Source organism: Mycobacterium sp. D16R24, assembly GCF_002013385.1.
GTDB lineage: Bacteria > Actinomycetota > Actinomycetes > Mycobacteriales > Mycobacteriaceae > Mycobacterium.
In genome coordinates this window covers 91,374-111,688 of record NZ_MAEV01000015.1, presented here as the reverse complement: position 1 = coordinate 111,688, position 20,315 = coordinate 91,374, and the positions used below count along the sequence as shown (strand labels likewise).

Genomic DNA, 20,315 nt, shown 5'->3' with positions numbered 1-20,315 from the left:
TTGGGGGCTGTGCTTGTGAAGTCACGTCTTGTGGTGATGCTGGTGTTGATGTGTGGTGTTGTCGCCGGATGTCTCAAACCACCGGAACAACCCGCGCAGCCCTCTGAAGCCCCGCCGTCCACCAGCACAACACCAGCCAAACCGGCTGTGTCCCTTACCCCGGCGCAAGCGCCGCCGACCGCGAAGCCCGCCTTTGGCTTCAATCCAACGCTGGAGCAGGAGGCCGGAAAGCAGGGGCGAGTGACTTACAAGGTCCAGCTGCCGCAGGTGACCGGGGATAAGTCCGCCGCTCGGGACAGATTCAACGAAGGCATGCGTGCGGCACTTCAGGATGTGATTCGCGACTTGGATGATCCGAAGCTCACGAAACCGGCAACGATAGGCGACGGGCAGCTGGCCGTACGCGAATCGAGCCGGGTCTCCTTCATCGGCCCGCATGTGGTGGCGGGCCTCGCGGTATTTCTCTGGGATGGGGGCGGTGCACACCCCAACCAGTCGGCGGCGACCATCACCATCAATACCGATACGGCCCAGCCAGTGATGTTCGACGAGGTTTTCCTCGATCAGGAGGCGGCCCGAGTGCAGTTGCGGAAATTGGCTCTGGAGCTTGGTCCGCCTGATCGCATCAAGGCTGCGGAGGACATGAAGTCCGAGCAGTTCCTGCACTGGCTACCCGTGCCCAGCGGGCTGACCTTCTATGTCTCCGTCCCGCACGTCGCGGGAGATTTTGTGCCGGTCACCGTGCCGTGGGAGAAGATTCGTGACCGGGTGGCGCCCGGGATGCAGCAGGTGCTCAGCCAGTAGGAAAGCGGCGTGCGAAATCGGGCGCGTGCTCGGGTAGCGGTCCGATCGCCACGCCATAGGCCGGAATCGCTTGTAACCATGGGTACTTGGTGGCAACGGACAGCACTGACGCGATCCTGGTGCTCGGGGTGACGGTGGTCGTGGAGTCCACCGCCGAGAACACCCGTCGGTGGACGGCCCGCTGTACCCGCTGGATCAGGGCGGTCGGTCCCCATCGGCGCACCTGTACCGTGCGTAGGTCGGCGGTGGTGAGGGTTCCCTGACGCAACGGCTCGGCGAGGATGCGTGCGGTGGCCACGGCGTCGGCGATGGCGAGGTTGATGCCGACGCCGCCGACCGGAGACATGGCGTGCGCGGCATCGCCGATGAACAGTAGCCCCTCCCGGTACCACTTGCGGAGCCTATTGAGCTGCACATCAAGCAGTTTCACGTCATCCCAGCTGGCGATGGCATCGGTGCGGTCGGCCAGCCAGGGCACCATCTCGGCGATCCTGTCCCGTAGCACCTGCACATCGCCGCTGCGCATCTGCGAGTCGGTGCCCTTGCCGATGAGGTAGCCGCATTGAAAGTAGTCGCCGCGATCGAGCATCACCATGAATCGGTTGGCGCCGACCCGTGCGCGCGGCCCCTGCGGGTCATCGGGATGCTTGGGGAGTCGGAACCACCAGACATCGATCGGAACACCGAACTGCCGCGGCCGCATTCCGGCCGCGGCACGAAGCACCGAGCCACGGCCATCGCAGGCGACTGTGAGGTCCGCCTTGAGCTGGCCGGTTTCTCCCGCGGCGGTGCGGTATTCAACACCGGTGATGCGGTCGCCGGCTCGTAGGAGCCCGGAGACTTCCGTGCTGCGCAGCAGCCGGAAGGTGGGTTCGAGCTCCGCGGCACTCGCCAGCATTTCCAGGAAGTCCCATTGGGGTGCCATCGCGATGTGTTTGTGCGGTCCGGGAAGCCGATTGAGGTCGCCCAGCCGATACGTCTGCTCGCCCAGGTCCACGGTTACCTGCTGAACCAGGTTGTGTGGCATGGCCGCGAACTTCGCACCGAGCCCCAGTTCGTCGAGCAGGTTCAGCGTGCTGGCATGCACGGTGTCCCCGCGAAAGTCCCGCAGGAAGTCGGGATGTTTCTCCAGCACGGTGACATTGACGCCGGCGCGTGCGAGCAGTAGTGCCAGCATCATTCCGGCGGGCCCTCCGCCGGCGACGGCGCACGTGGTGCTTTGCGGCAGATCAGGTTTGGTCACGAGTCCTCCTCCACGCCACGATCACGACCCCGGCCAACGCGAACACGGGTATCAACGACAGCGTCCAACTCAACGCCAGCGGCGGCCCGGGCTGGGGCAGCACGTCCAGGTTGAGTGTGCCCTTCCCGGGGCCCTGCGGTCCGGAGATGTCGAAGATGAACTGGTAGTGCCCCTCTTCCTGCAGCGCCCGGACGTCCAAGCCCCAGACCTCACGCTTGCGTGGGTGGCGCGCCAGCGGCTCGGCACGCCCCTGCTGACCGTCGGGCGACACGATGGTCAGGGTGCCGGACTTTCCGGTGATCCCATCGACGGGAATGAACGTGAAATCCAGTGATTGCATGGCGCGCAGCGGCCACGTCGAGAACCCGACAGTCAGCGGATACGGGCCTGCCGTCACCTGTTCGGTGTGCACCACATTCACCGGCGCATAGGCATGGGCGGGAGCGCTGAGTCCGAGGGATATGCCGATGACGGTTAAGAGTGACAACACGATTCGGGCGTGTCTCACGCGACGGCCTCCGTGGTGTCGACGTCGTTTCCGGGGATCCGCAACATCAGTGCGATGCGTTGTGCCAGGAATCCGGCGATCGCGCCCAGCACTAGACCCGCCAGGCCGACGGTGACGTAGCTGCTCACGGTTTCGGAGCCCTGGCGATACAGCATCGCTCCCTGCAGCAGATATCCCGCGCCCGCGGCCGATCCCAGAATCGCACCGATGGCGGTCATCGGCCACCGTTGCCATGTGCGATCGCGTGCCAGATACAGCAGCCCCGCGGCGAGCGCGGCGAAGATCGCGAGAAACATCGGCATCATTCCCGGGATCGTGGGTGGGCCTGCCCATAGGCCATCGCGTAGCGGCAATCCCACCGCTGCGGCGTATTCGTGTGCGGCCCAGGGTGAGAACCACCAGAAGATGGCCTGAATGGCGCCCATGATCGCCGCGACGCCGAGCGGTGCCAGCGTTGACCGCAAGACGCCCGCGATGAGCAGCAGCACGAGCGGAACGATGAACGCCGAGCCCAGAGAAATCGGGTTGAAGTCGAACTTGAAGAGGAACAGTGCCGTGAACGGGATGGCGGTCATCGCCGCGACCAGAGACGCCTGCGCCATCAAACCCACCGCACCCCAGCGGAATCGGCGTGCTGCCGCGAAGGTGATGACACTGCCGAGGTCGGTGAGCGTCCCGGATACGAACAGTGCGAAATGAGGGGGAGAGGCCAGGACCGCGTCGAACCCGTAGACCGTGTGCCACCACAGATCCAACAGCCCATACGTGAGAAATGATGCGGCGCCGCAGCCGGAGAGCAGGAAGCCCAGGGGGGTGGTGAATCTGCCGCCGAACACGCGAATGGGCACACCACCCACCCAGCGCGGTACCTCTTCGCCCGCGCGCTGAGCGGCAGTGACCATCAAAACCATGACGAGGCTGGTGATTCCACCGATCGCGCTGCCGGAGTACAGGAACAGGTGCGGCAACGTGAAGAACGTATCGGGGCCCACATCGTCATGCCATTCCACGTCCCAGGTGGTCCCCACCGCACCCACGACGCTGCCCAGCAGCACTCCGTACGCCCCCAGCGTGCGTACTTCTCGACGGTGGCGCGGGTAACTCGCGGCACCTGCTGGGCACCGACGCTCACGGTACTTGTCTCGGGGCTCACCTCAACCACCACTCACCCATAGTGGCATTGTCGTGCGTTCATCGGGATCACCCGACGGTGGCGTGACAGTCACGACGATGTCCCAGGGCCCGGCCATAGACAGCATCACCTGGTCGAACGTCGTACGGCAGGACACCACCTCGCGCAGCGGTGGCATGGCGTGGCCCATCAGGGGCATCACCAATTCGACTGACACCGATTCGGATTCAGGAAGGTTGCCATTTTCCCTGCTGGCGACGGCGAGCTCCAGCGCGGTGATCCCAACGCGGGGATTATCGACGGTCACCGTGATGGCGTAGTGCTCGGTGCCGGAATAAAGGGTGACGGCTTTGGGTGCGCTGGGCCAGGCGATCCACGTCAACCCCAAGACCGCGGCAACTATCACCGCGAGCCCCGCCCACACCTGACGTGTCATGAGATATCCAGTCGTACCGGGATTGTCAGTACTCGATAGTCACGCTGTGCCTGAATCCAGGCGAGGTACCGGCCCGGCTTGGGGAATGTGAAGGTGAACGGTACGTCCGGCCCGAAGGCGGCCACCGTCTCGTCGGGTGGACTGTCACCGTTGAGTGGTGGGGCTCCAACCATGGGTGGCATCGAATCATTTTGCGCAGACTGATGATCGGTACCATGTTCCATGCCGGGCATATTGGTGCCGCCGTGGCCGCCCATGGAATGAGCGTGGGCCCAGACCGCTGAATCCTGCACCGCAGCGCCGAGATCGCCCGCGGAGGTGTCACGGGGAATCGGGCCGGCGATCACCAGATGACCGAGCATGCCCAGCCACGGCTGCAGGACTGGGTCGGCCCCGACCGTGGCGGAGAGCGTCGTCGGCCGCCCCGCACGCAAGCCGGTGGCGCTCACATGCACGTGCAGCCCGTCGATCATGCGCATCCCGGGTCCGTCGAATGGTGCCGACGGTGCAGGCTTCCCGCCACGCGCTGTGAGTCCACCCGGCAAGCGCGCTGTCTGTACGCCGCCGCCACGTCGCACGAACTCGGCCGAGACCGCGTACCGACCCGCGACCGCGGGCAAGAGAGGTACCGAATAGCGGCCCGGTGCAACCCTTATCGGATGCAGATGGGATAGCCGCCCGTCCGGGGCCACCACCAGGAGGTGGATCAACGCGCTGTCGTGGATGACCAGGTCGTCGGCGGGCAGGCCGGTTGCCGTGTCGATGAGTGAGAAGTAGATGTCCGTCGCGCGATCCGAATCCAGCTCGGACTGTTCGGCGATGAGCGCGGCCGAAGGCCGGGAGTAGTCGGTGACCGCGGGACGGTCCAGCCGGTAGGGGTTGGCGGTGTTCTCGACGGTCGGGTCCCGTTGTAGGCCGGGCTGGGGTGGTGGCGGCGCCGATATCGACAGCACCGCGCCGGTGATGGCGACCGCGAGGGCCGTCGCCGTGGCGGTCACCGGCACCGCGATCCACACACCACGACGGACCCGGGTCGCCACCACGAGTGAGACGACCAGGAGCAGGCCCGTGGCGGCCAGACCCAGATAGGCCACTCGTTCGGATGGTGACATCGCCTGACCCATGAGGACCAGCGGGATCCGGGCGGTGTGTGCACCGTCGCTGATCGTCAGGTCGGCCGGCCCGGCGCGGTCGATATCGAGCGTCGCACCGTACGGGCCGGGCTTCTCACCGAGGACCACCATCGCCGTCGAGATGGGGACCCCCGGAGCGGGTTGATAGTCATCGGTGCTGGCGCCGGTGGGCACGATCTGCGCCCGGAGCGGGCCGGCCGCGGTGCCGCGGTGGGTGATCACATCGACGCGCAGCGGGCCGGGAATACTGGTCACCCGGCGGGCCACCACGGTGAGTTCACGCTCGCCCAGGCTCAGCGCCACCTGCACGTCGGCGCCCGCGGCGGCCGAATCCGCCGCCGCGACGGGGGCCCCGCTGAACAGTGCGGAGAATACGAGCACCAGGAACAGGCACATCGCGCGCAAGTGGCTCATCGGTGTCCAGTCTGCCCTGCGCCGGACGGGCCGCGGGATGGTCCGTAAACTGGCCCGCGTGAACAGCGACAGCGTGATCGGCCTCCTGAGTTGGTGGGATGGCGTGGAGCTGTGGCTCAGCGGACGCGGCTTCATCCTTCAAACGATCATCGTGATGCCGGTTGTATTGGTATTGGCGTACGCGATGGCCGTGGCCGGTGACAAGATCTTGTTTCTGCTGCTCAGCATGGTGAATCGGCTCGGCCGGTTCTATCAGGCGGCGCGCCGCCACTCCATGGAAAATCGGGCAGCCGCGGGCGCCCCGGTGGACCTTTCATGAGCGGTTTGCCGCAGTCGCGCGTCACGTTGGCGCTGATTGCGCTGGCCATTCTGGTGATAGTCGCCTGGCTGTTGAGCCGGTAGTTACTGTCTGTTGACGTAATAATGCTTCTACCTGCCGGTTCGGCCGTAAAGACCGCATCAAAGAGCTCTGCTACGCTTCCGCTCATGCATTCCGCCGCCCCGGTTATCCGCGTGCGCCACATCCTGGCGCTCATTGCGGTCGGTACATGCGCGGTCGCAGACGTTCACTGTTGTCGCTAGACCCATCCCGTCCGCGGTTTGGTGTCGGTAGCGGCTAGTTCGAAGCCCACTGGCTGTTTCGCTGCCTTTCTGTCGTCACGGGATTCCATGAGATATCCGTCCCAGGTAATCGTCATCCCACGAAAGGCATCGCATGCTCGGCTCCAGGATCAACATCGCAAAGACGGTTGGTGGCCGCCGGTGGCGCCACATCGGAGTTCTTGCTACAGCGGCAACAGTTCTCGCCGCCTGCGGTGGGGGATCCAGTGATGTCGCCGGTGGCGAGTCAGATTCGGATGCCGACACCACCTTGACGCTCGTCGCTTACGCCGTGCCGGAGCCCGGCTGGAAGAAGATCATCCCGGCATTCGCGAACACCGCCGAGGGCAAGGGTGTCGCGGTCACTACCTCCTACGGCGCGTCCGGCGATCAGTCCAGGGCCGTCGTCGACGGCAAGCCGGCCGATATCGTGAACTTCTCGGTGGAGCCCGACCTGAGCCGTTTGGTCAAGGCGGGCAAGGTTTCCGAGGATTGGAATGCCGATGCCACGAAGGGCGTGCCCTTCGGTTCGGTGGTCTCGCTCGTCGTGCGCAAGGGCAACCCCAAGAACATCAAGGACTGGGACGACCTGCTGCAGCCGGGAGTCACGGTCATCACCCCCAGCCCGTTGAGCTCGGGCTCAGCCAAGTGGAACCTGTTGGCGCCGTATGCGGCCAAGAGCAACGGTGGCCGCGATGAGCAGGCGGGTATCGACTACGTCAGCAAGCTCGTCGGCGAGCACATCAAGCAGCGCCCCGGTTCCGGGCGCGAGGCCACTGACGTGTTCCTGCAGGGCAGCGGTGACGTGCTGATCAGCTACGAGAACGAGGCGATCAACGTCGAGCGTCAGGGCAAGGACGTCGAGCACGTCAATCCGCCGCAGACGTTCAAGATCGAGAACCCGGTTGCCGTCGTCAAGGGCAGCGCGCACCTGGACAAGGTGAACGCCCTGAAGAACTTCCTGTACACCCCGGAGGCGCAGAAGCTCTGGGCTGAGGCCGGTTTCCGTCCCGTCGATCCAGCCGTTACGGCAGAATTCGCCAAGGACTTCCCGACGCCTGACAAGCTGTGGACCATTGCCGAACTGGGCGGCTGGAAGACAGTTGACCCGGCGTTGTTCGACAAGGAAAACGGCAGCATCACCAAGATCTACAAGAAGGCCACCGGATGACAGCCTCTGCGGAACAGTCGACGGAACCGGCTTCCGAGCCGAAATCGACTGCCCGGCCCGACCGCGAGGTTGGTGCCGGGCAGCCGGGGGGCCTGTTGAGGCGCCGGTATGGCAGTACCTCGCTGCGGGTCGGCGCGGCATCGATCTGGCTCAGCATCATCGTGCTGCTGCCGCTGGCCGCGATCATCTGGCAGTCCGCCGGTGGCGGGTGGACCGCGTTCTGGAACGCGATCACCTCGAATGCCGCGGTGAGCTCGTTCCGGGTGACCCTGGGCGTCTCGTTCGGGGTGGCCGTCATCAACCTGTTTTTCGGGCTGTTGGTGGCCTGGGTGCTGACTCGTGACGACTTCCCCGGAAAGCGGTTGGTCGACGCCGTCATCGACCTGCCGTTCGCCTTGCCGACAATTGTGGCGAGTCTGGTGATGCTCGCGCTGTACGGCCCGGGCAGCCCGGTGGGCATTCACATCCAGCACACCAGGTGGGGTATCGGGATTGCCCTGCTGTTCGTCACCCTGCCGTTCGTGGTGCGATCCGTGCAGCCTGTCCTGTTGGAACTCGACCAGTCCGTCGAGGAGGCCGCCGCCTCACTGGGAGCCGATAACTGGACGATCTTCCGCGCGGTGATCCTTCCCGCGCTGCTTCCGTCACTGTTATCGGGTGCGGGCCTGGCCTTCTCTCGGGCGATCGGTGAATACGGTTCGGTGGTGCTGATCGGTGGTGCGGTGCCCGGCGAGACAGAAGTGTCTTCGCAGTGGATCAGGACGCTCATCGAGAACGACGATCGCACCGGCGCTGCGGCGATCTCGATTGTGCTGCTGATTATTTCGTTTGTCGTGTTGTTCGTCTTGCGCACCATCGGGTCGCGTGCGGCCAAGCGAGAGGAGCTGGCGCAGTGACGCCGTCACCGCTGGTCAAGTATGTGGCGCGGTACGCGGCGCTGCTCTACATCGGCATCCTGGTGATCGTTCCGGTGGGCCTCATCCTGTGGCGCACGTTCGAGCCCGGGGTCGGCGCGTTCTTCGAGTCGATCGCCACGCCGGCCGCGGTGTCGGCCCTGCAGCTGTCGCTGCTGGTGGTCGCGATCGTGGTGCCGCTGAACGTCATCTTCGGCATTCCCACGGCGTTGGTACTGGCACGGAACAAGTTCCGCGGCAAGGCCGTGCTGCAGGCGATCATCGACCTCCCGTTCGCGGTCTCGCCCGTTGTGGTGGGTGTGGCGCTGATCCTGTTATGGGGATCTGCGGGCGTGTTCGGGTTCGTCGAGAACGATTTCGGGCTCAAGGTCATCTTCGGGTTCCCGGGCATCGTGCTCGCGAGCATCTTCGTCACGATTCCGTTCGTCATCCGCGAGGTCGAGCCAGTGCTGCATGAACTGGGCACCGAGCAGGAAGAGGCGGCCGCGACGCTGGGAGCCACTGCCTGGCAGACGTTCTGGCGTATCACGTTGCCGTCCATCCGCTGGGGGTTGACCTACGGCATCGTGCTCACCATCGCGCGCACACTGGGTGAGTACGGCGCGGTGATCATGGTGTCGTCGAACCTGCCCGGGGTATCGCAGACCCTGACCCTGCTCGTGTCCGATCGTCATCAGCGTGGCGCCGAGTACGGCGCCTATGCCATCTCAGCGTTGCTGATGGCTGTTGCGGTGATCGTCCTGGTGGTCCAGGTGGTCATTGATGCGCGACGAGCAAAAGCCAATAGCGAATAGCAAGGAGCCACAGAATGACTGACGCGATTACCGTTCGCGGCGCGAACAAGCATTACGGCGACTTCGCCGCGCTGGACAACATTGATTTCGAGGTGCCCTCAGGCTCGTTGACCGCGCTACTGGGCCCCAGTGGTTCGGGCAAGTCGACCTTGTTGCGGGCCATCGCCGGGCTGGACCAGCCCGATACCGGCACGATCACCATCAACGGGCGTGATGTCACCGGTGTACCGCCACAGCGGCGCGGTATCGGTTTCGTGTTCCAGCATTACGCCGCCTTCAAGCACCTGACCGTGCGCGAAAATGTCGGGTTCGGACTCAAGATTCGCAAGAAGCCGAAGGCCGAGATCAAAGAGAAGGTTGACAATCTGCTGGAAGTAGTGGGGCTGAGCGGTTTTCACACGCGCTATCCCAACCAGCTTTCCGGTGGCCAACGTCAGCGCATGGCGCTGGCGCGGGCGCTCGCCGTCGACCCGGAAGTGCTGCTCCTGGATGAGCCCTTCGGCGCGCTCGATGCGAAGGTGCGTGAGGACCTGCGGGCCTGGCTGCGCCGACTGCACGAGGAGGTGCACGTCACCACGGTGCTGGTGACCCACGACCAGGCCGAGGCTCTCGACGTCGCCGACCGGATCGCGGTGCTCAACAAGGGGCGCATCGAGCAGGTAGGTTCTCCCGACGACCTCTACGACCGCCCGGCGAACAGCTTTGTGATGTCGTTCCTGGGTCCGGTGGCCAAGCTGAATGGAATCCTGGTGCGTCCGCACGATATTCGAGTGGGACGCAACGCCGACCTGTCCCGTGCTGCCGTGGAGGGCACCGGTGAGACCACCGGGGTGACCAAGGCGACGGTGGGGCGGGTCGTGCACCTCGGTTTCGAGGTGCGGGTGGAGTTGACCAGTGCCGCCACCGGGGAGCAGTTCACCGCGCAGATCACCCGGGGTGACGCCGAGGCGCTCGGGCTGCACGAGGGCGACCAGGTATACGTGCGCGTCACGCGGGTTCCTGACCTGGGTGACCTCGCGGAGGTCGCGTCCTAAGCCGTTTTCCGCGCTTTTGGAGCGCACCTGCAAGTGCCCGGTTATGAGCGACCAATGTCGTTGTGTCGGTGGCGTGTGCCATCGTGCGGTCATGACGCGGTATCTGCTGACGTTGTACGTGCATCGGTTCGGTACGACGACTGTGTCGGAACTGGTGAACATGTTGGACCACAAAGGATTTAGCACCGATGGGCGTGCATCCAAGGCCGTGTCCGATGCGTTGCGTTGGGAGGTCCGCAGAGGTCGGCTCAGTCATGTTGACCGGGGGTGTTACGGCCTCGGGGAGCGGCTCCCGCGGGACCGAGCACCGCATGCTTCTTCGGGAGAAGGCCCTCTTGTCGCTCATAGCCGGGCACGACGAAGAGTGTTTCTGAAACGGGCCTGACAAGAAAATGGCCCCCGGTTCGCCGGGGGCCATTTGTTGTTGCGTTCTAGTGCTCGTCGTAGTGATCGCCGTGCGGGGCGTGGCGGTGTCCATCGTGGATGTAATCCACGTGATCCTCGTGAGTGACTGCCTCGTGGCCGCAGTCGGGGCCGTGGACGTGGTCGGGGTGGTCGTGGGTCTTGTGCTCGGTGCTGGTCACGCTGCCAACACTATCGCAGACATGCGCATGTAACAATATATTGATGTGGGAGGGGCGCCCGCGGGTGGAGGTCTGTCAGTGCGGCACCGGCGCCGGGACCGCGGCTTCGTAGCGCTCGACCACTACCTCGGCGACCAGCCGGTCCGCGCCCAAAGGTGCTGCCACCGGGATACCGGCATGGACGGCTTCGGCGCGGATCTGGTCCAGCAGCAGTCCGGGGGACAGGAACCACGGTGCAACAACGGCTTCCGTGGCACCGCGAGACCGCAGCGCGTCTGCCGCGTCGGCAATGGTGGTCGACTCTCCGGTGGCGAAAACCGTCGTCGAGATGGACCACTGCGCGGCCAGCGCCCGGGTGCGGGCATTGGCCGTGGAATCCGAGGACCCGACCGCGGTGAGAATCACGCCGGGATTGTCGATGCCGAGTTCGGCCACGCGACGCCGCGCCAGCCGCAGCAGGCGGTCATCGGCACCGAGTACGGGTGCTTGCGTCACCCGCGATCCCGAGAGCGCCGAGGACAGTACGGTCGGCAGATCGATCCGTGCGTGGTAGGCATCCGACAGCAGCAGCGGCACGACAACCGCATCACCACTCAGATCGCCCAGCACGTCCACGAGATTCGGCTCGGACAACTCAAGGAACGCCAGGCGGACGTCCAACTCCGGCCGGAGCATCCGTACCTGCGCGACCAATCGGCGCGCGTTCTCCGCGAACCGTGGGTCACGGCTCCCATGTGCGACGGCGAGAAGCGTTGGACTACGCACGATTCAGTTCGACGGCGCGCAAGGCATCGCCCACCAACCCCGCCGCCAACGTGTTACCGCTCGAGGGATCGATCAGCAGGAAGCTTCCCGCCGTCCGGTCGTCGACGTATTCATCCACACTGATCGCCTCGGCCAAGCGAACGTAAATCTGCCCGATGTCATTGAGTTCCAACGATTCCGGCGCGGGATCGGCCGACAGGTTCTGCTCGTCGAAGCGCTCCACCAGTTCGCTGACGATCGCCGGAACGGTGCGAGTGCCGTGCTTGAGTAGCAGGCGCGCGCCCGCCTTCAACGGCTTGTCGGCCAGCCAGCACACCGTGCCTTCAATCTCCGAAACCGGATCTGGCACATCGGTTGATGCGATCAGATCGCCACGCGATGCATCCACGTCGTCGGCCAGGATCAGCGTCACGCTGCGGCCCGCCTCGGCGACCTCAAGTGGCCCGTCGGCGGTGTCGATGCCCGCCACCGTGGTGCGCTGCCCGGCGGGGGAGATGACCACCTCGTCGCCCACCCGCACGACACCGGCGGCAACCTGCCCGGCGTAGCCGCGGTAGTCGGGGTATTCGGCGGTGCGAGGCCGGATCACGTACTGGACCGGGAAGCGCAGGCCGACATTGCTCGACTCCTCATGTGCCGGAATCGATTCCAAATGCTCGATGAGGGTCGGCCCGCCGTAGAAACCAGTTCGCTCGCTGCGGGTGGCGATATTGTCGCCGTGCAGTGCTGATACGGGGATCTCCACCACGCTCTCCGGCTTCCAGCCCAGCGAGCTGGTGAGCTCGTTGAACTCGGCGCTGATCGCCTCGAAGATGCGCGCGCTATCGGCCACCAGGTCGATCTTGTTGACCGCCAACACCAGCCGTGGCACGCCCAGCAGTGCCAACACCGCCGCGTGGCGACGGGTCTGTTCGATGACACCCTTGCGTGCGTCGACGAGAAGGATCACCAGCTGTGCCGTCGAGGCCCCCGACACGGTGTTTCGGGTGTACTGCACATGCCCGGGGGTGTCGGCGAGGATGAACGAACGCTTCGGGGTGGCGAAGTACCGATACGCCACGTCAATGGTGATGCCCTGCTCGCGTTCGGCGCGCAGTCCGTCGACGAGCAGCGACAGGTCGGGAGTGTCGAGCCCGCGTGACTCGGAAGCCTTTGTCACGGCATCAAATTGGTCGATGAGCACCGACTTCGTGTCATACAGCAGCCGGCCCACCAGGGTGGACTTGCCGTCGTCGACGCTGCCGGCGGTGGCAATACGCAGAAGATCGCTCATGATCAGAAATAGCCCTCTCGCTTGCGGTCTTCCATCGCCGCCTCGGACACTCGGTCGTCGCCGCGGGTCGCGCCCCGCTCGGTGATCCGCGATGCGGCCACCTCGGCGAGTACCGCGTGGACGTCGGCGGCATCGGAGAGCACGGCGCCCGTGGTGGAGCCGTCGCCCACGGTGCGGTATCGCACCGAAAGTGTTTGCAGTTCTTCACCGTCACGCGGCCCGCCCCACGGGCCCGGCGTCAGCAGCATGCCGTCACGGTTGAACACCTCGCGCTCATGCGCGTAGTAGAGGTTGGCCAGCTGGACATCCTCACGAGCGATGTAACGCCACACGTCCAACTCGGTCCAGTTGCTGATAGGGAACACCCGAACGTGCTCACCCGGGGCATGCCTGCCGTTGTAGAGACTCCAGAGCTCGGGACGCTGCTTCTTGGGATCCCACTGGCCGAACGCGTTGCGCAGACTGAAGATGCGCTCCTTGGCGCGGGAGCGCTCCTCATCGCGACGTCCACCACCCAGCACCGCGTCGAACTTGTTGTCGGTGATGGCTTCGAGCAGCGGGATGGTCTGCAACGGGTTGCGGATACCGTCGGGCCGCTCGGTCAGGCGGCCGTCGGCCAGGTAGTCCTCGACATTCGCGACGACCAGGCGCAAGTTGTGGCGTTCGACGATCTCGTCGCGGAAGGCCAGCACCTCGGGGAGGTTGTGCCCGGTGTCGACATGCAGCAGCGCGAAGGGCAGCGGCGCGGGCCAAAAGGCCTTGAGCGCGGTGTGCAGGAGCACCGTCGAATCCTTGCCGCCGGAGAACAGCAGCACCGGTCGCTCGAACTCGCCGGCCACCTCGCGGATGATGTGAATCGACTCGGATTCCAGGTCGGTGAGCGTTTCGGTCTGATTCAACACGGCGTCCGTTCTGATTTCCGGTCCAATTTGTGTCGTCATGAGGCGTGCAACCCGCATTCTGTTTTGGCCATACCCTGCCAGCGTCCGCTGCGTGCGTCGGCGCCGAGTGCAGGCTTGGCCGTGCACGGGGCGCAGCCGATCGACGGATATCCCTCGTCGACAAGCGGATTCACCAGGGTCCCGTGATCATCGATGTACTTCTGCATGTCCTCGTCGGTCCACGCGGCAATCGCATTGATCTTCACCAGCCCGAACGCCTCGTCGAAGCTGATCAACGGCGCGTTGGCTCGGGTCGGTGCGTCGACGCGGCGCAACCCGGTCACCCATGCGGAGTATCCGGACAGCGACTTGCGCAGCGGCACAACCTTACGAAGCCGGCAGCATTCGCCGGGATTGCTCGCGAACAGGTCCTTGCCCACCAGCTCGTTCTGCTGGGCCACCGTCTGCTCGGGGGCCACGTTGACGATGTGGATGTCGTACACCGATTCCACGGCGTCGCGGGTGCCGATCGTCTCGGCGAAGTGATAACCGGTGTCCAGGAACAACACGTCAACACCCGGACGCACCTGTACGGCGAGGTCTATGAGCACAGCGTCCTGCATGTTGGAGGCGACGACATACCCCTTGGGGTCGTTGCCGAAGTTCTCATCGGTCCACCGCAGCAGCTCCTCGGCAGAGGCGTCCTGCAGTTCGGCGGCGCCGCGCTCAGCTAATTCACGCAGCTGGTCGGCGTTCCTTTGACCCTCCAGAACGCTCATCGCAGATCCGCCTCCTCGGCCCGAACGGCCCACTGCGCGAAGCGCTCTCCGTCGGTGCGTTGCTTGACGAAGTTGCGCACCACCCGGTCGATGTAATCGCCGAGCTCGGTGCTGGTCACCTTGTGCTGACGCAGCTTGCGGCCGAATCCGCTGTCCAGGCCCAGGCTTCCGCCCAGGTGCACCTGGAAGCCCTCGACGCTGTTGCCGTCGCCGTCGTCGACCATCTGACCCTTGAATCCGATGTCTGCGACCTGCGAACGCGCGCACGAGTTGGGGCATCCATTGATGTTGATGGTGACCGGAGTGTCCAGCTGTGCGTTGAGATCGTCCAACCGCTTGTCCAGCTCCGGCACCAGATCCTGTGCGCGCTTGCGGGTTTCGGTGAATGAGAGCTTGCAGAACTCGATGCCGGTGCAGGCCATCAGATTCTTGCGCCAGTGCGACGGACGCGAGGGCAGCCCGAGCGCATCCAGCCCCTCCGTCAACTCACCGAGTTTCTCGTCGGGGACGTCGAGGATAATCAGCTTCTGATACGGCGTGAACCTGACACGGTCCGAGCCCGCCTTCTCGGCAAGGTCGGCGACCGCCGACAAGATGGTGCCGGACACCCGGCCGGCAATGGGCGAGACGCCAACAGCGTTGAGCCCGTTCTTGAGTCGTTGCACACCGACGTGGTCGATCGGCCGCGGCGGCTGCACCGGAGCAGGCCCGTCGATGAGAGGCCGCTTCAGGTATTCAGTCTCGAGAACTTCGCGAAACTTCTCGACGCCCCAATCCTTGACCAGGAACTTCAACCGTGCCTTGGCGCGCAGACGGCGGTAGCCGTAATCGCGGAAGATGCTGACGACGCCTTCCCAGACGTCGGGCACTTCGTCGAGCGGCACCCACACCCCGAGACGCTGCGCCAGCATCGGGTTGGTCGACAGACCGCCGCCCACCCACACGTCCAGACCCGGACCGTGCTCCGGATGCACCACGCCGATGAAGGCGACGTCGTTGATCTCGTGCACCACGTCCTGCAGGCCGGAGATGGCCGTCTTGAACTTGCGGGGAAGGTTCGCGTACTCCTTCTTTCCGATGTAGCGGCGCACGATCTCGTCGATGGCCGGTGTCGGATCGAGTACTTCATCCAGGGACTCACCGGCGAGCGGCGAGCCGAGGATCACGCGGGGGCAGTCGCCGCAGGCTTGTGTCGTGTGCAGCCCGACCTCGTCGAGACGGCGCCAGATCTCCGGCATGTCCTCGACCCGGATCCAGTGATACTGCACATTTTCACGGTCGGAGAGATCGGCCGTATCCCGCGCGTACGTGGTGGACAGATCACCCAGGGTGCGCAGGGCACCGACCGACAACGCGCCACCGTCCGAACGCACGCGCAGCATGAAGTGCTCGTCTTCGAGCATGTCGGTGTTCTCATCACCGGTCCAGCTGCCGTCGAAACCAGGCTTGCGCTGGGTGTACAGACCCCACCAGCGGAAGCGGCCACGCAGGTCGGTCTTGTCGATGCTTTCGAAGCCCTTGTGGGCGTAGATGGTTTCGATGCGCTCCCGCACGTTCAGCGGGTGGTCGTCCTTCTTTGCCTGCTCGTTGGCGTTGAGGGGTTCGTGGTGGCCGAGTGCCCATTGGCCCTCGCTGCGCTGTTGCTTCGGGCGAGCGGGCCGGGTCTCGCTGGTGGTCATGGTGCTCCTCAGAAAGGCAGACACAGTCGTGGGCGACACACCGGGGGCTGACCGGAGGCGCAGATCCTCACGACCGTATGGGTGGCAGACGGGTAGGACTACGTCAGTAAGGGAGACAACACGCGCTACAGACACGCTTCAGGTCGATGTGTCGCCGCGCGACAAGCGGGACCTGATGTGTGCTCACCCGGCCAATTGTGCCATGCGAAACTGGCACCCCGTACGACCGGGTCGTAATTCCGCTCATTGTGAGCAAAACCTCCATTCGGTGTGGGGGATTCCCGCTATTGACCGGACAGATTTTTTCTGCCGTCGACCCTGGCACACACTTGAGCGGTGAGACCCGAAACCACCGCCGCCCTGCCGCCCCTGGTGCCAGCGGTGGGCCGTCCGTTCGGGATCTACGTACATGTTCCGTTCTGTGCCACACGCTGCGGATACTGCGATTTCAATACCTACACCGCCGACGAGCTCGGTGACGGCACCTCACCGGCGGGCTGGCTCGAGGCGCTGCGTGCCGAGCTGGACCTGGCCGCGCGGACTCTGGACGGAAAACCGCCGGTGGAGACCGTATTCGTCGGCGGCGGGACACCCTCCCTGCTGGGCGGTTCCGGGCTCGCAGAGGTGCTCGGCGCCATCAGTGCACACTTCACCCTGACGCCTGGCGCCGAGGTGACCACCGAGGCCAATCCGGAGTCCACCTCGCCGGAGTTCTTCGAGACGATTCGTGCGGCCGGATACACCCGGGTCTCGCTGGGGATGCAGTCGGCGGCTGCACATGTGCTGGCCACGCTGGATCGCGTGCACGCGCCCGGGCGGGCGGTGGCGGCGGCGCGGGAGGCGCGTGCGGCCGGTCTCGAGCATGTGAACCTGGACCTCATCTATGGCACTCCGGGGGAGACCGATGACGACCTGCGTCGCTCCATCGATGCAGTGCTCGACGCCGGGGTAGACCACGTGTCGGCGTACGCGCTGGTCGTCGAGGAGGGCACCGCCCTGGCGCGGCGTGTCCGGCGCGGCGAACTGCCGAATCCCGACGAGGACGCCCTGGCCGACCGGTACCAGCTGCTGGATACGGCGCTGTCGGCGGTGGGGCTGGACTGGTATGAGGTGTCCAACTGGGCACGCCCCGGCGGGCAGTGCCGGCACAATCTTGGCTACTGGGCCGGCGGTGACTGGTGGGGTGCCGGACCGGGTGCGCACGGACATGTCAACGGCGTGCGGTGGTGGAACGTCAAGCACCCCAACGCCTATGCCAAGCAGCTGGGGCAGGGGCAGCTGCCCGTCGGCGGGCACGAGATCCTCAGTCCCGCCGAACGGCACACCGAGGATGTCCTGCTCGCGGTGCGGCTGAACACGGGAATCGCCTTGGCGGACTTGACCGTCGAGGAACGCGGCCGGGTGCCCGCCGTGGTGGCCGAGGGGCTGGGGCGGCTGGTGGATGATCGGCTGGTGCTCACCGATCGGGGGCGCTTGCTGGCCGACGGCGTGGTGCGCACGATCCTGGATTGACGCCGCCTAAACCCCGCGCAGCTGATCCATATCGAAAACCCTGGCGTGCAGCACAACCCGATTACGCAACGCGGCTCGCACGGCTCGGTGCAGTCCGTCCTCCAGATAGGTGACGCCCTGCCACTTCACGGCGTGCGGGAACAGGTCCCCGTAGAACGTCGAGTCCTCGCTGAGCAAGCGGTCCAAGGCGAGCACCGTCGTGGTGGTGACGAGTTCGTCCAGACGGATCTGCCGGGGCGGGATGCGCGACCAATCCCTCGTCGATAGCCCATGTTCTGGGTACGGCTTCCCTTCGCGAACACCCTTAAAGATCACTGCAAATCACTCCGTAATGATCCCTGCATAACACCTGAGGTTAGCGTGGACTGCCATGGTGGCGGGTTGGCACAGCGTGGCCCCGTAAAATAGGGGCACATCACGCGTGAGGGAGGTGACCATGGCCAGTGCCGATGACCGGCGCTTCGAGGTACTGCGGGCCATCGTCGCCGACTACGTCACCACCAAGGAGCCGATCGGCTCCAAGGCCCTGGTCGACAGGCACGGCCTCGGGGTTTCCAGCGCCACCGTCCGCAACGATATGGCGGTCCTGGAGGCCGAGGGTTACATCGCCCAGCCGCACACCAGCTCCGGACGCATTCCGACGGAAAAGGGCTACCGAGAATTCGTCAATCGGCTTGAGGACGTCAAACCGCTCTCGGGTGCCGAGCGCAAGGCCATCCTGAATTTCCTGGAAGGCGGCGTCGACCTCGATGACGTGCTGCGACGTGCCGTGCGGCTGCTGGCGCAGATGACTCGTCAGGTCGCCGTCGTGCAGTATCCGACGCTGTCCTCGTCCAGCGTGCGCCACCTCGAGGTGGTGCTGTTGACCCCGGCCCGGCTGCTGCTGGTGGTCATCACCGACTCCGGGCGGGTCGATCAGCGGATCGTCGAGCTGGGCGACGTCATCAGTGATGACCAGCTGAGCAGACTCCGCGTCCTGCTGGGCGCGGCGCTGGATGGCAAGAAGCTGTCGGCGGCCTCGGTGGCCGTCGCCGAGCTCGCCGAACAGTCCGACGACGACCTGCGCTATCCACTCACCCGTGCGGCGACGGTCCTGGTGGAAACGCTCGTCGAGCATCATGAGGATCGCCTGCTGCTCGGTGGCACGGCCAACCTGACCCGCAACGTCGGTGATTTCGGTGGTCAGCTGCGCACCGTGCTGGAGGCGCTGGAGGAGCAGGTGGTGGTGTTGCGCTTGCTCGCCGCACAGCAGGAGGCCGGCCGGGTCACGGTGCACATCGGCCACGAAACCGCTGCTGAGCAGATGATCGGCACCTCGGTCGTCTCCACCCCGTATGGTGCGGGCGGAGCGGTATTCGGCGGTATGGGTGTGCTGGGGCCCACACGAATGGACTACCCGGGAACCATCGCGAACGTCGCGGCGGTTGCCATGTATATCGGCGAAGTGCTAGCCAAGCGCTAGCAGCTATGTGAATTAGACAGATACCAACGGAGCGAGATCAACACAGTGGCGCGTGATTATTACGGCATCCTCGGGGTCAGCAAGGGTGCCAGCGACAGCGAGCTCAAGCGGGCGTACCGCAAGCTCGCCCGTGAGCTGCACCCCGACATCAACCCCGATGAACAGGCCCAGACGCAGTTCAAGGAGGTCAGCATCGCCTACGAGGTGCTGACCGATCCGGAGAAGCGGCGCATCGTCGACCTGGGTGGAGACCCGCTGGAGAACGGCGGCGGTGGCAACGGGTTCGGGGGTGGCTTCGGTTCGGGCTTCGGCGGTCTGGGCGACGTCTTCGAGGCGTTCTTCGGCGGATCGGCCGGCGGCTCGCGTGGTCCGCGCGGCCGGGTGCAGCCCGGTTCCGATTCTCTGCTGCGCATGCGGCTTGAACTGCTGGAATGTGCGACCGGCGTCAGCAAGCAGGTGACCGTCGACACCGCGATTCTGTGCGATGGATGTACCGGTAAGGGCACCCACGGAAACTCGGCGCCGAGCGCCTGCGAGACCTGTGGTGGCCGTGGCGAGGTGCAGACCGTGCAGCGCTCCTTGCTTGGCCAGGTGCTGACGTCGCGCCCCTGTCCGACGTGTCAGGGGGCCGGAGAGGTCATCACCGATCCCTGCCACAAGTGCGGCGGCGACGGCCGGGTGCGCGCGCGTCGAGACATCACGGTCAAGATCCCGGCAGGTGTGGGCGACGGCATGAGGGTGCGGCTGGCGGCCCAGGGTGAGGTCGGTCCCGGAGGTGGACCGGCCGGTGATCTGTACGTCGAAGTGCACGAGAAGCCGCACGACGTGTTCATTCGTGACGGGGATGACCTGCATTTCACGGTCCGGGTCCCGATGGTGGAGGCGGCGCTGGGCACCAGTGTGTCGGTCGACGCCATCATCGACGGGCCGACCGTCGTCAAGGTCGAGCCGGGATCGCAGCCGGGTTCGGTGGTGACGATGCGCGGGAAGGGCATGCCGCACCTGCGCACCGGTGTCCGCGGAAACCTGCACGCCCATCTGGACGTGGTGGTGCCGACCCGGATGGATGCTAAGGAACGTGAGCTGCTGAAGGACTTCAAGACCCGGAACAAGGAAACCGCCGAGGTGGTGTGGGCCGAGTCCGCGTCCGGCGGGGTGTTCTCGCGGCTGCGCGAGGCCTTCACGGGCCGGTAGATC

Annotated in this window: 23 protein-coding genes and 1 pseudogene; 11 read left to right on the top strand and 13 right to left on the bottom strand. The window is 65.2% G+C overall.

Features of this window, described 5'->3' with window-relative positions; genetic code table 11:
• Nucleotides 1-15 precede the first annotated feature (15 nt).
• Complete coding sequence (locus tag B4383_RS14140) at nt 16-804, top strand: hypothetical protein (RefSeq protein ID WP_078291275.1); 789 nt, start codon at nt 16-18, stop codon at nt 802-804.
• Here the strand turns inward: B4383_RS14140 and B4383_RS14135 are convergent.
• From B4383_RS14135 to B4383_RS14115, 5 genes are all read right to left on the bottom strand, one after another.
• Nucleotides 794-2,047 (bottom strand): FAD-dependent oxidoreductase, encoded by a 1,254-nt coding sequence (locus B4383_RS14135; protein WP_078291098.1) that lies wholly within the window; start codon nt 2,045-2,047, stop codon nt 794-796. The genes B4383_RS14140 and B4383_RS14135 overlap by 11 nt on opposite strands.
• Nucleotides 2,034-2,555, bottom strand: coding sequence for a hypothetical protein (locus tag B4383_RS14130; RefSeq protein ID WP_139360769.1), 522 nt, complete (start codon nt 2,553-2,555; stop codon nt 2,034-2,036). The genes B4383_RS14135 and B4383_RS14130 overlap by 14 nt, the downstream gene beginning before the upstream one ends.
• The gene (locus tag B4383_RS14125) at nt 2,552-3,610 is read right to left on the bottom strand and encodes a hypothetical protein (protein ID WP_139360768.1); all 1,059 of its coding nucleotides are present in this window, start codon (nt 3,608-3,610) and stop codon (nt 2,552-2,554) included. Before B4383_RS14125 ends, B4383_RS14130 begins: the two co-directional genes overlap by 4 nt.
• A gap of 99 nt (nt 3,611-3,709) precedes the next feature.
• Nucleotides 3,710-4,123: a hypothetical protein gene (locus B4383_RS14120; RefSeq protein ID WP_078291096.1), complete on the bottom strand. Its 414-nt coding sequence runs from the start codon at nt 4,121-4,123 to the stop codon at nt 3,710-3,712.
• A complete protein-coding gene (locus B4383_RS14115) occupies nt 4,120-5,670 on the bottom strand; it encodes a hypothetical protein (protein ID WP_078291093.1) in 1,551 nt (516 codons plus the stop codon). The genes B4383_RS14120 and B4383_RS14115 overlap by 4 nt, the downstream gene beginning before the upstream one ends.
• A 37-nt stretch (nt 5,671-5,707) precedes the next feature.
• On the opposite strand from B4383_RS14115, the gene B4383_RS14110 reads away from it, so the two are divergent.
• From B4383_RS14110 to B4383_RS27425, 7 genes and pseudogenes are all read left to right on the top strand, one after another.
• Nucleotides 5,708-5,989, top strand: a complete 282-nt coding sequence (locus B4383_RS14110) for a hypothetical protein (RefSeq protein ID WP_353615628.1) — start codon at nt 5,708-5,710, stop codon at nt 5,987-5,989.
• Nucleotides 5,990-6,093: 104 nt separating this feature from the next.
• The gene (locus B4383_RS27430; protein ID WP_353615242.1) at nt 6,094-6,252 is read left to right on the top strand and encodes an Ms4533A family Cys-rich leader peptide; all 159 of its coding nucleotides are present in this window, start codon (nt 6,094-6,096) and stop codon (nt 6,250-6,252) included.
• A gap of 133 nt (nt 6,253-6,385) precedes the next feature.
• Entirely contained in the window at nt 6,386-7,441 is a 1,056-nt protein-coding gene (locus tag B4383_RS14105) for a sulfate ABC transporter substrate-binding protein (protein WP_078291091.1), read from the top strand.
• Nucleotides 7,438-8,337: a sulfate ABC transporter permease subunit CysT gene (gene cysT, locus B4383_RS14100; protein WP_078291089.1), complete on the top strand. Its 900-nt coding sequence runs from the start codon at nt 7,438-7,440 to the stop codon at nt 8,335-8,337. Before B4383_RS14105 ends, cysT begins: the two co-directional genes overlap by 4 nt.
• On the top strand, nt 8,334-9,149 hold the full coding sequence (cysW, locus tag B4383_RS14095; protein ID WP_078291086.1) for a sulfate ABC transporter permease subunit CysW: 816 nt from the start codon (nt 8,334-8,336) through the stop codon (nt 9,147-9,149). Before cysT ends, cysW begins: the two co-directional genes overlap by 4 nt.
• A gap of 14 nt (nt 9,150-9,163) precedes the next feature.
• Entirely contained in the window at nt 9,164-10,183 is a 1,020-nt protein-coding gene (locus tag B4383_RS14090; RefSeq protein WP_078291083.1) for a TOBE-like domain-containing protein, read from the top strand.
• A 91-nt stretch (nt 10,184-10,274) separates the two neighbouring features.
• Nucleotides 10,275-10,557: pseudogene (locus B4383_RS27425) on the top strand (hypothetical protein).
• A gap of 57 nt (nt 10,558-10,614) precedes the next feature.
• On the opposite strand, the gene B4383_RS14080 reads toward B4383_RS27425, so the two are convergent.
• The 7 genes from B4383_RS14080 to B4383_RS27420 all read right to left on the bottom strand — a co-directional run bounded on the left by B4383_RS14080 (nt 10,615) and on the right by B4383_RS27420 (nt 16,391).
• Entirely contained in the window at nt 10,615-10,767 is a 153-nt protein-coding gene (locus tag B4383_RS14080) for a zinc transporter permease (protein WP_078291081.1), read from the bottom strand.
• 75 nt (nt 10,768-10,842) lie between these two features.
• Nucleotides 10,843-11,532 (bottom strand): sirohydrochlorin chelatase, encoded by a 690-nt coding sequence (locus B4383_RS14075; RefSeq protein WP_078291079.1) that lies wholly within the window; start codon nt 11,530-11,532, stop codon nt 10,843-10,845.
• The gene (locus B4383_RS14070) at nt 11,525-12,805 is read right to left on the bottom strand and encodes a GTP-binding protein (protein WP_078291076.1); all 1,281 of its coding nucleotides are present in this window, start codon (nt 12,803-12,805) and stop codon (nt 11,525-11,527) included. The genes B4383_RS14075 and B4383_RS14070 overlap by 8 nt, the downstream gene beginning before the upstream one ends.
• A 2-nt stretch (nt 12,806-12,807) precedes the next feature.
• The gene (gene cysD, locus B4383_RS14065; RefSeq protein ID WP_078291073.1) at nt 12,808-13,746 is read right to left on the bottom strand and encodes a sulfate adenylyltransferase subunit CysD; all 939 of its coding nucleotides are present in this window, start codon (nt 13,744-13,746) and stop codon (nt 12,808-12,810) included.
• The gene (locus tag B4383_RS14060; protein ID WP_078291071.1) at nt 13,743-14,465 is read right to left on the bottom strand and encodes a phosphoadenylyl-sulfate reductase; all 723 of its coding nucleotides are present in this window, start codon (nt 14,463-14,465) and stop codon (nt 13,743-13,745) included. The genes cysD and B4383_RS14060 overlap by 4 nt, the downstream gene beginning before the upstream one ends.
• The gene (locus B4383_RS14055; RefSeq protein ID WP_078291069.1) at nt 14,462-16,144 is read right to left on the bottom strand and encodes a nitrite/sulfite reductase; all 1,683 of its coding nucleotides are present in this window, start codon (nt 16,142-16,144) and stop codon (nt 14,462-14,464) included. The genes B4383_RS14060 and B4383_RS14055 overlap by 4 nt, the downstream gene beginning before the upstream one ends.
• Before the next feature lie 103 nt (nt 16,145-16,247).
• Nucleotides 16,248-16,391: an Ms4527A family Cys-rich leader peptide gene (locus B4383_RS27420; RefSeq protein ID WP_353615241.1), complete on the bottom strand. Its 144-nt coding sequence runs from the start codon at nt 16,389-16,391 to the stop codon at nt 16,248-16,250.
• Between the two features lie 89 nt (nt 16,392-16,480).
• Here B4383_RS27420 and hemW point away from each other — a divergent pair, with 89 nt between their 5' ends.
• Nucleotides 16,481-17,656, top strand: coding sequence for a radical SAM family heme chaperone HemW (gene hemW / locus B4383_RS14050; RefSeq protein ID WP_078291067.1), 1,176 nt, complete (start codon nt 16,481-16,483; stop codon nt 17,654-17,656).
• A gap of 6 nt (nt 17,657-17,662) precedes the next feature.
• On the opposite strand, the gene B4383_RS14045 is transcribed toward hemW, so the two are convergent.
• Complete coding sequence (locus B4383_RS14045; RefSeq protein ID WP_078291065.1) at nt 17,663-17,971, bottom strand: type II toxin-antitoxin system VapB family antitoxin; 309 nt, start codon at nt 17,969-17,971, stop codon at nt 17,663-17,665.
• Nucleotides 17,972-18,092: 121 nt separating this feature from the next.
• On the opposite strand from B4383_RS14045, the gene hrcA reads away from it, so the two are divergent.
• Together hrcA and dnaJ are read left to right on the top strand one after the other, a co-directional pair.
• Entirely contained in the window at nt 18,093-19,118 is a 1,026-nt protein-coding gene (gene hrcA / locus B4383_RS14040) for a heat-inducible transcriptional repressor HrcA (RefSeq protein WP_078291063.1), read from the top strand.
• Between the two features lie 45 nt (nt 19,119-19,163).
• Entirely contained in the window at nt 19,164-20,312 is a 1,149-nt protein-coding gene (dnaJ, locus tag B4383_RS14035) for a molecular chaperone DnaJ (RefSeq protein ID WP_078291061.1), read from the top strand.
• Nucleotides 20,313-20,315: the final 3 nt, after the last annotated feature.